The sequence below is a fragment of the Cupriavidus phytohabitans genome, from assembly GCF_017815025.1.
Taxonomy (GTDB): Bacteria; Pseudomonadota; Gammaproteobacteria; order Burkholderiales; family Burkholderiaceae; genus Cupriavidus.
This window is the reverse complement of sequence record NZ_JAGIQB010000100.1, coordinates 1-9,423: the sequence shown is the minus strand read 5'-3', so window position 1 is coordinate 9,423 and position 9,423 is coordinate 1. Positions and strand designations below refer to the sequence as shown.

At 65.7% G+C, this 9,423-nt stretch carries 8 protein-coding genes and 1 other RNA gene; 1 reads left to right on the top strand and 8 read right to left on the bottom strand.

Features of this window, described 5'->3' with window-relative positions:
- Window positions 1-393: 393 nt before the first annotated feature.
- From J8I34_RS32330 to J8I34_RS32300, 7 genes are all read right to left on the bottom strand, one after another.
- Complete coding sequence (locus tag J8I34_RS32330; RefSeq protein ID WP_209808271.1) at window positions 394-1,458, bottom strand: hypothetical protein; 1,065 nt, start codon at window positions 1,456-1,458, stop codon at window positions 394-396.
- A 544-nt stretch (window positions 1,459-2,002) separates the two neighbouring features.
- Window positions 2,003-2,707, bottom strand: coding sequence for a dienelactone hydrolase family protein (locus J8I34_RS32325; RefSeq protein ID WP_209808269.1), 705 nt, complete (start codon window positions 2,705-2,707; stop codon window positions 2,003-2,005).
- 251 nt (window positions 2,708-2,958) lie between these two features.
- Window positions 2,959-3,423: a PliI family lysozyme inhibitor of I-type lysozyme gene (locus tag J8I34_RS32320; RefSeq protein WP_371748188.1), complete on the bottom strand. Its 465-nt coding sequence runs from the start codon at window positions 3,421-3,423 to the stop codon at window positions 2,959-2,961.
- 157 nt (window positions 3,424-3,580) lie between these two features.
- Window positions 3,581-3,940: a transfer-messenger RNA gene (gene ssrA / locus J8I34_RS32315) on the bottom strand.
- A gap of 4 nt (window positions 3,941-3,944) precedes the next feature.
- Window positions 3,945-4,208 carry an H-NS histone family protein gene (locus tag J8I34_RS32310; RefSeq protein WP_209808266.1) on the bottom strand — a complete coding sequence of 88 codons (264 nt, stop codon included), beginning with the start codon at window positions 4,206-4,208 and terminating at the stop codon, window positions 3,945-3,947.
- 169 nt (window positions 4,209-4,377) lie between these two features.
- Window positions 4,378-5,727, bottom strand: a complete 1,350-nt coding sequence (locus tag J8I34_RS32305; RefSeq protein ID WP_209808265.1) for an H-NS histone family protein — start codon at window positions 5,725-5,727, stop codon at window positions 4,378-4,380.
- Between the two features lie 124 nt (window positions 5,728-5,851).
- Window positions 5,852-7,072 carry a DNA-binding protein gene (locus tag J8I34_RS32300; RefSeq protein ID WP_209808272.1) on the bottom strand — a complete coding sequence of 407 codons (1,221 nt, stop codon included), beginning with the start codon at window positions 7,070-7,072 and terminating at the stop codon, window positions 5,852-5,854.
- Window positions 7,073-7,224: 152 nt separating this feature from the next.
- Between J8I34_RS32300 and J8I34_RS32295 the strand changes: the two genes are divergently transcribed.
- On the top strand, window positions 7,225-8,469 hold the full coding sequence (locus J8I34_RS32295; protein ID WP_209808263.1) for a tyrosine-type recombinase/integrase: 1,245 nt from the start codon (window positions 7,225-7,227) through the stop codon (window positions 8,467-8,469).
- A 250-nt stretch (window positions 8,470-8,719) separates the two neighbouring features.
- Here the strand turns inward: J8I34_RS32295 and J8I34_RS32290 are convergent, their stop codons facing one another.
- The gene (locus tag J8I34_RS32290; protein ID WP_245176306.1) at window positions 8,720-8,944 is read right to left on the bottom strand and encodes a hypothetical protein; all 225 of its coding nucleotides are present in this window, start codon (window positions 8,942-8,944) and stop codon (window positions 8,720-8,722) included.
- Window positions 8,945-9,423 lie beyond the last annotated feature (479 nt).

Sequence of the window (9,423 nt, the reverse complement as noted above, 5' to 3'; positions counted from 1 at the left end):
CCTGCATCCTGGCCCGATGAACCCGGTCAGGGGCGACGCAGCGCCTGAGGGATTGCCCCGGGTTATTGAGCAGTTACTAGACCAGTCAGCAAGTGATTGATTTTATGCGGATTTCTTGTTGGCACCAGCCGGAAACCCGCATGAATGCTTGGGCCTGCTACCCCGGAAAATTGCATCGAAAACAAAGGGAGACCTTATTGACCGCCCGCCGCAGCCAGGTGGGATCTCCCTGCCCGTCCCAGCTCAGCCCCTCGGACGCCGTTGCCTGCCTCCCGCCAAAGGCACCAATCAGTCCTTCAACTTGGCCGTTCTCTTTTAGTCCCCAGGCCGCCAAATGCCAGACCGTGGGGGGATCTACCTCCCGGACACAGTTGTGAACAAAGAACCGGGGCGTCATTTCACCTGTCTAGCGGCTTCCGCCAAGGAGTCGCTCAGGGTGTGCGCGCGCTCAGCAGAGGCTTCGATCTCGGGCCGAAGATGGACCGAACTGGTAGCTTGTGCCCGATCAATTGCAGTCTCACAGGGCATGCAATGCAACTCCACTACTTGCCATTCGCCATTGTCGGACAAAACCAAGCCAACGCTTTCATTCGGACCGGTCCCCGCCTCCGTGCCATTCTTGTATGTTGTTTTGAAATAGACGCCCCAAGCATCACGCCGGAGCTGGTACGTGGCCGCGGGCAAAAACACCGAGTAGGCCACCTGGCGCCGGCGCGCCGGATAGTACCGAGAGGGTATTCCCGAATGATCCTTGACCATCTGTGCCTCGGACCTCAGAAGGACCAGTGAAGGCTCATAAAGGATGCGCGCCGTAGGAATGTCTCCCACATCGATCAGGTGCAGGAAGCGAGCTGCAAATTCTTCCGCACTTTCTGTCGGCATGCGCGACGTTCGTTTGGCTGGAACTGGCGATCCGTAATTGTTGATGCTGATGGTGCTGTTCGAGACATCCGCAATAACAGGCGACTGGCTGCCGCTTGCGCCTGTGATCACGGAAGGACCCGCTTCTGTTCGCGGACGCGTCGATGGCGCACGCGCCGGGGCACGGAAATGGACACCGGTTGAGGTCCTCTCGCTCTCTTTTACCTTGTTGACATAGTCGAGCAACCGGGCGGACACATCCTTGCGGCAGTTCAGACTGTCTGCACGCGCTTTCGTGATCTCGACTTGCAGTGGGCCCTCGTAGGCTCCGCCCCCAACGCTTGTAATCCCGACGAGTTTGCCGTCGGCGAGCTTGCGGAAGAACCCTTTTAAACTTGCCTGGAGGGACGATTCAGCGCTGGCCCTGGCGTCCCAACCTCCAATCGGGACAGCTCCGCAAATCTCGGCCGTCGTCGTCGCAACAATCTTCATGACGTCGGCTGGCGAATCGGCTCGCTGCTGGGCCCAAGCCGCCACAGGCAATAGCGTTGCGGTGGCCACCGTGACTAGGATTTTCCGAACCTTATTTTGCTTCATGACGGTCAGTCAATATCCAGGTCAAGTCGGGCCATTGCCTTTCGCAGGGCCCCAGCAGTATCCGCGGGCGCCCCCGCCCGGTCGAAGACGCGCTCGCAATTGTCCATCAACATCTTATGCTCATTCGTATCATGGCCATTCTGCAAGTTAAGTAATGCGCTTGACCCAGGCCTGGGCGCATCGGCGCCCTTTCCGCTGCCCGATTTTACTGCGTCGGAGAATTCACAAATCAAATCATGGGTGCCAACCATCTTTCCCGCGAAATTGATCGCGGCCAAGGTGGGCAGCAGCGCGCCTTGGCCGCCTTGGCGGTCTGGCGTTCGGCCGCCGACGCGTTGGCCGCGCTCAGGCGCTTGATCTCGGCCGCTAGCAGCAGGAAAGGTCCTCGACGTAGTCCTGCGCGAAGGCGTCGATCATGCCAACGCGCCAGCCGTGCTGGCGCAGCTGGGCGGCCCAGTGGGGCACCTGACGAAGCTAAGTGCGCTCCCAAGAACGTAGAGAACGGCTTTCCGGAGTCGCCTCGGCCGCAGCCGGCCCGCGGTGATCAGCGCCAGAGGTGGCGCGCGAAGAACGTCAGCGTGCGGTCCCAGGCCACCTGCGCCCAGGCGGCGTCGTACTGGGTGCCGGCGATGCGGCCGTCGCCGATGGCGTCCTCGTTGGCAAAGGCATGGTGCGCGAGGTAGCGGTGGAACGTCGCATCGACGCCGCCGGCGCGCAGCTTCTCCTCAAGCTTGTCGAAGCCCTCGGCCGCGAAGAACACGTCCTGCGTGGCCGAGTGGACCAGCACCGCCGCCTTGATATTGGCGGGGTCGATGGCCTCCAGTGGCGGCATGCCGTAGAACGGCACGCCTGCCTTCAACTCGGGGATGGCGTTCAGCGACAGCAGCGTCAGTGCGCCGCCCATGCAGAAGCCGGTGATGCCGATGCTGCCGCTCAGGGTGCCGAGATATTGCACGGCGCCGCGGATGTCCTGCGCCACGGCATCGCCGAAGTTCAGCTTGGACATCAGATGGTGGGCCTCTTCCTGCTCGACCGTGCTGGCGCCGCGGTAGAGGTCGGGCACCAGCGCGGTGTAGCCGGCGCGCGCAAGGCGGTCAGCCACGCCGCGGATCTGGTTGTTCAGGCCCCACCACTCCTGGACCACGATGATGGCCGGCGCACCGTCGGTAACATCCGACTTGGCAAGGTAACCGTTGACCGACTGGCCGTCGGGGCGGGTAAATGAGACGGTTTGACCGATGTGTCGCATAATGGCCTGCTCCTGTCGTTTCCCGTGGACCGGATGGGCCGGATGATAGCGCAAGGGGGAGTGATCCGGAATGCGTGGGCGACGAGCGGCAAGCGGTCAACCCGGCGGCCGCCCGGGCTTCCCGCTCAACCTGCAACTTCGCTGCACCAGCTTCATGGGTATTCCTGGTTGAGGGTCGCCTTGCCGCGTAGTTAGCCCCCCTTTTGGCGTGGTCTCGCCACTGAGGAGACCGCGCCCCGCTGCTCGGCGCGCTACTTGGGCGAGCACGCGCCCCGCCGGCACGCCGCCTTAAGCTCGGCGATCTCATCATGGTGGGTATCGGTCTGGACGCGCGTGAGCAGGCGCACGCTGCCGGCGTCGATCCGCAACGCATCCACTTCCAGGTATTTTCCCGAGCCGGCGGTGAGCTTGGAGATAACCAGCGCCTGGGTGCCGTCTCCGGTGATGTCCGCGAACTTCACGCGCAGCTTGCCGTCATCCCGAAAGATGGTGCCGTTGCGCGAGAAGACCGCGCCGGCGTCGAAATGCAGGAGCTGCGCATCCTTGAACACGGCGACGCTGTAGCTGCCCATCGAGGTCGCTTCCAGATCGCCCTCGGACAGCACAGCGACCCGCTGGTCCGGCAGCGCGATCGCGACGCCGTCCTTCGCCATCGCGGGCAGGCCCGCGAACCCGATCGAGGCGGCAGCGCAACAGATCAGAGCGCCCTTCTTCACAGAATCCTCCTTCGGCATGGCTCAGGGTCATGCTCGGCATTGCACACGCAGCCGAACGAAGAATCAAGAGGCGCGCGGGCGGGCCGGCGCGCCGTGCGTACGCGCGGACTCCGGGGCAAGGTCATTCGCATGCTGCCATCGATGCCAAGCCCTCAAATGAACAAGGGCCCCCGAAGGAGCCCTTGTCAGTAACTTTTCTGTTTCGAGGTCAGTTACAACCCAAGGCGGCTGTTAGGCGGCCAATGCGAACTTTTCGTCGTTAGCATTTACTTCGATTTAGTTTTAACGTCTTCTCTGACGAGTTGCCTCACGACCCTATCTCCCCCTGTCGAAACCAGGTCAGGCCCATCAGAAGCGCACTACCCGTGCAATGTGCTTCTGGTGGACCTGGGCGGAATCGAACCGCCGTCCAGAAGGCCTTCAAGAAGAAGGTTCACAACCATTATCGGGAACCTTGCAGCACCCAACAGTCCAGATTCTACGCGTCCTCCCGGCAGCGTCAAGGCAGTTTGCGTGGGGCTCTACAAGGACCCGACCCGGTAAAACTCCAACGACTGCCCCGCATTGACCGCCCGCTTGAGCCACGACGGCATCTCGCCCTGCCCGTCCCAGGTCAGCCCTTCCGCGTTGCGGTAGCAAACCACCGGCGGCGGCGGTGCGGCCGGTGGCGGGGGCGGCGGCGCGAAGCACCCCGCCGCGTCGAGCTCTTCGAGGGTGAGCCCGTAGTCGTCCATCTGCGTCTGGATCCAGCGGATCGCGTCCGTCCGCTCAGTTTTTGCTGTCATTGCTGCCGTCGTTGCCTTCGTCCTGGTTGTTAGGCAGCGCCGCCGCCCCCGGGTCGTTGCCCGGCTCTTCCCCTTGGGCTTCCTGCGCAGTGGCCGCCGAACTTCCGGCCTGCCGAGTTTGCTAGAAGTCAGAATGGGGGCGGACCGGCCGCGCCCGCCCACCTGTCGTTCAGGACAAGAGATCGATTTGGAAACGCTCGCGCTTCTTGCCAATCCATGCGGGAGCCCGACCGCGCCCCGACCAGGTCTGGCCCGTCTTGGGGTTGCGGTACCGCGGAGGCGGCGCGGCCTTCGTCTTGGTCGGAACAGCGCGGGCAGCGGGCTCAACACTGGGCTTGCCCGCAATGTCCTCCATGCTGAGGTCGTACTCCTGCATCCACTGCCGGATCTGTTCCACAACCTTTGGCACTTCCGTGGCTCGCAACTGCGCAAGTTGCGCATTGACGGAGGCCAGTTGAGCGAGCAGTGAGGATTGGGACGGGCTTTGGGTGGCGGTAGGCGCTTTTTGCTCCTGTCGCGGCTTCCGGGTTTTCGTCTTCTGAGTCGGCGCTTCCGGGACAGCCTCCACGCCAGGCAGTGTTCTCTGCTTCGGCCCGCGCTTTCGGGTTGGGGTCGCTTGAGTCGTGACTTCCGAAGCGGCAACTTCCGCTAGGATTTTCGGCTTCCGACCGCGCTTCGAGGTCCGTGTCTCTTCCGGCGCTGCTTCCGGAGCGGCAGTTTCGGTGAGCGCTTTCGGCTTCCGAGCGCGCTGCGGGGCCCGCTTCTCTTCCGGCGCGGCTTCCGGCGCGGCAGTTTCGGTGAGCGCTTTCGGTTTCCGACCGCGCTTCGGGGCCCGCGTCTCTTCAAGCGATGCTTCCGGCGCGGCAGTGTCGGTGAGCGCCTTCGGCTTCCGACCGCGCTGCGGGGCCCGCGTCTCTGCCGGCGCCGCTTCCGGCGCGGCAGTTTCGGTGAGCGCTTTCGGCTTTCGACCGCGCTTCGCGGTCCGCGTCTCTTCCGGCGCTGGGGCGTGAAGCGGTGCGACCGGGGCGGCCGTTTCGGTCCGTTCGTCCGGGGCGGCAGCTTCCGTCGGTTCGTCCGTGGCCAGGACTTCAACCGGAGCTTCAACTGGAGCTTCGGCCACGGCTTCAGGGGTCGCTGCCGAGGGCATGGCTTCCATGGGCGCTTGCGGCGCGTCAGATTCCGTCAACGCCGCCGAGGCGGCGGCTTCCCTCGATGCTTCCGGTGCCACGTCTGCCGTTACAGCGTCCGGGGCCGCGTAAGACCGCCGGCGCCGATAGGACACGGTCGCCGTCGGGCCGCTATCCCGACTGGTCGACCAGAAGTCCAAGCGTCGGGCCTGAGTGTCAGCAGTGGCAACGCTGCCACGACCGACGCCGGCATCACTGGCGTCACCCATGACGGGATCCGCGTCGCGCATCGCCTCAGCGATGGGAAGCTCCATCTGACCCAATCTGTCCGGCGCCTGGCCCGCGACCAGGGGCTCCACTGCTTGTTTTGGGGCCAATTCGTTCTCCTTCATTGCCGTCACTGCCCGTGCAGATGCTGCCTTATCCCATGGACGGTGAGACCTTGTCTCTGGCGTGTCGTTCGCTTCTCGCCTACGCCCCTCTGCACCGGGATCCCGCGGAATCGCGTCCGCCCGCTCAGTCTTTACTGTCATCGCTGCCGTCACTGCTGTCGTTGCCTTCGTCCTGATGGTTGGGGTGCGCCGCCCCCGGCGCGTTGCCCCGTTCTTCGCCCCGCTCTTCACCCTGCGCTTCGCCCCACTCATCCCGCTGAGCGTCTCCCTGACCGTCGCCTTGTTCTTCCGGCGCGGTCGCCGCCGAACTGCCGGCCTTGCGCCGCCGGCCCCCTTCGCGTTCGCGCGGCGCGACGCGCAAGGTGGCCAGCCACTGACGCGCGAGCGCGGCTTCGGCTTCGGCCCGCTCGGCCCGGCGCTGCGCCGCGGCGAGCTCCGTTTGCACGGCGTCCAGGTCGGTCGCGGCCTTGCGCTGCGCCTGCTCGGCTACCGCGAGCCGATCGGCCAGCGCCACGGCCTGCGCCTCCTGCTTGGCCCGGGCCTCCGCCTGCGCCACCGCGGCATCGCGCGCTTCGCTGCGTGCCACCGCCAGTTCGCCGCGCAGGTCTTCGGCCGTGCGCTCGCTCTTCTGGCGCGCGGTGCGCTCCTGGTCCAGTTCGCGCAAGCTGCGCCGCTCGCTGGCTTCGGCGCGTTCCTGCGCAAGCGTCACCGCCTCGCGCGCCCGCTCCAGCTCCGTCGAGAATTGGGTCCGCAGTTCCGCCAGCTGGCGCCCCGCCGCCTCCAGTTCCCCCCGCCCCGCTTCCCAACGCGCCCGCGTCGCGGCGTGCGCCTGGCGCTCGGCCGCCAGTTCGGCCTGCACGGCGTCGTGCGCCTGGCGCGCCTCGCCTAGCTGCGCCGAGAGCGCCAGCGCGTCTTCGCGCGCGGCCGCCGTCTCCACGCGCGCAGCGTCTCGCTCGGCCTCGGCCGCGTTCGCGACGTCCCGGGCCTCCGCGCGCAGCGTGGCGAGTTCCGCCGTCGCGGCCTCGTTGGCGGCCTGCCAGATGGTCTGCACCGCCTCGGCGGCGATCTGCTTGAGGGGGTCCGGCAGGTCCGGATGGTCGATGGTCACGCGCGTGCGCCCGCGCAGTTCCTGCCAGAACTGCTGCAGTACCTCGGCGGGCGTGCCCATGCTGCCCTTGCGCACCAGGCTGTAGAGCTTGTTGGCGGTGGGCGTGACGCCATAGCGGAAGAACAGCAGGCCGCAGACCTCGCGGTACAGCGCGCGGGTCTCGGGGAAACGGCTGCGCAGCTCCGCCAGGTCGGCCTGCAGGGTGGTGTCGGTCAGATCGAGGTCGGCGGCGGCCATCGGCAAAGAAAGCGTCGTTGAGTGCTTGTATATTACTACGTAATACGTCACAAATGCAATTTTATTGTCAATACTTTAGACATAATTACGCTTATGTCAAGGAATCGGCTATACTGACGCAAACGGCATGTGCCTCGGCCGATACCCGCCTCATGGAACTGCTCCCGATCAAACCCCTGGAAAGCCTGGCGGTCCCGCTGCCCACCCCGCTCGAGCGCCTGCAGCTGCCGCCCGATCTGTCCGGCGCCGCCGGCAGCAACCGCGCGCCTGCCACCGCCACCCGCATCGCCGCGGCCGACGACCTCGCCGCCGTCACCGCCTGGCTCGCGGGCTATGCCGACAGCGCCGCGACCCTCACCGCCTACCGCCGCGAGGTCGACCGGCTGCTGCTGTGGACCGTGCTACAACTGGGCAAGCCACTGTCGTTGCTGACCCACGAGGACCTGCTGGTCTATGAACGTTTCCTGGCCGACCCGCAGCCCGCCGCGCGCTGGGTGCTCGCGGGCAGCAAGAAGCTCGGCCGCGCCCACCCGGACTGGCGCCCGTTTGCCGGGCCGCTGTCGCCGGCGAGCGTGCGCCACGCGCTGGTGATCCTGAACGCCCTCTTCTTTGCCTGGCTCACCGAGGCCGGCTACCTGGCCGGCAATCCGCTCGCGCTGGCGCGCCGCCGGCGCGCGCCAACGCAGCCCCGCATCACGCGCTACCTGAGCCACGAGCTGTGGGACGCCGTCAAAGACGCCGTCGCGGCGATGCCGGGGACCACCGACCCCGCCACCGCGCGCGAGCGCCTGCATGCGGTGCGCTGCCGCTGGCTGTTGAGCGTGCTCTACCTGGGCGGATTGCGCGCGGCCGAGGTCACCGGCATCGCGATGGGGGCGTTCTTCTGCCGGCGCGATGCCCAGGGCGTCGAGCGCTGGTGGCTCGAGGTCACCGGCAAGGGCAACAAGACCCGGCTGGTGCCGGCCACCGACGAGCTGATCGCCGAACTCGCGCGCTATCGTCGCGCCCACGGGCTGGCGCCGACCCCGCACCCCGGCGAGACGCGCCCGCTGCTGCTGCCGGTGATCGGCCGTGACCAGGGGATCGACAAGGCTCTGTCGCGCGGGGCGCTCCACCTGATCCTGAAGGAAGTCTTTGGCATGGCCGCGGCGCGCCTGCGGGCGCGCGGGCCAGAGTGGGAGGCGCAGGCCGATGTCCTGGCCAGCGCCTCGGCGCACTGGCTGCGCCACACCGCCGGCTCGCACATGACCGACCGGCAGGTGGATCTGCGCTATGTCAGGGATAATTTTGGGCATGCGTCGATCTCGACAACGAGCGGCTACCTGCACAGCGAGGAGGATGCGCGGCATGATGCGACGCAGGCGCGGCATCGGATTGGCTGGATCAACACGAAATAAAGCCCGTCTGCTTCTCCCCGAAAAGCGGGCATGGCGGAATAACCCCCCGTATTGCCGCGCCGTCCGGACCAAGCAGCCGTCGCCGCCCTGTGGCGCCCTACGCAGCGAGCGCGGCGACCCTGTCCGCCTACCGGGGGCCACGCGCTGGGCGCTGGCTGGCAGGAAGCTCCGCCATCCCGGGGTCTTGCCGGGATAAAGCCCGAAATGACACATAGGCCAAAAAGTTATAAAGAACCTGGCTTGTATGCGGTCAATTGCGCGGCGTCAGCTGCTCCAGCGGCTCGATCTGACGGAGCCAGCCTTGCAGCATCGTGACGATTCGCAGCACTTCGGCCAGTGTGTCGAACGCCAATTCCGGCAAACTTTCCTCGTCAGTCGCCACCGTCATTCCTGCACCGTTGATGACCGTTGGCGCCATCCCGTGCAGACGGAGCAGCGTATGGCGCAGTCCAACCTCAGCACGGGCTTTGGCCATCGAGATCGTCCGCTATGCGTGGGTGTCGTACGTGTTCTGCGCTTGCCGCAATGCTGCCCGGTCCAGGCGACTGTAGGCCGTCTTGAGGTCGGTCACGGCCGAGGCCATCAGATCAGCACCGGGCAAAAGCCGTCGCAGTGATACCAATCTCAATGAATACCTGAATCGCCATTTCAAGACGGCGCGGCGCACCGGGGCTGTCGGCCACGACAAGGAAACCTTATTGCACAAGGCGACCTCCTTCATGAACCCCCCTTTTTTGAGTACGCCGAAGATCGTCAACGCCTATTTCAGACATCCCGCAGCCATTACGCTGCCCAGTGTATTTAAGGGCTGGCTTAATTGCTTCGGACGCAGCCTGTCAAACTGGCCGCGGCGGCCGCAACCGCGAATCAGGGGTTCCCCTAGGCTCTCCAATCTCCAAGGCTGCTGACCCGAGATGTCAATCGGCCGCGTACTGCGCCTTCAATACTCTGCCC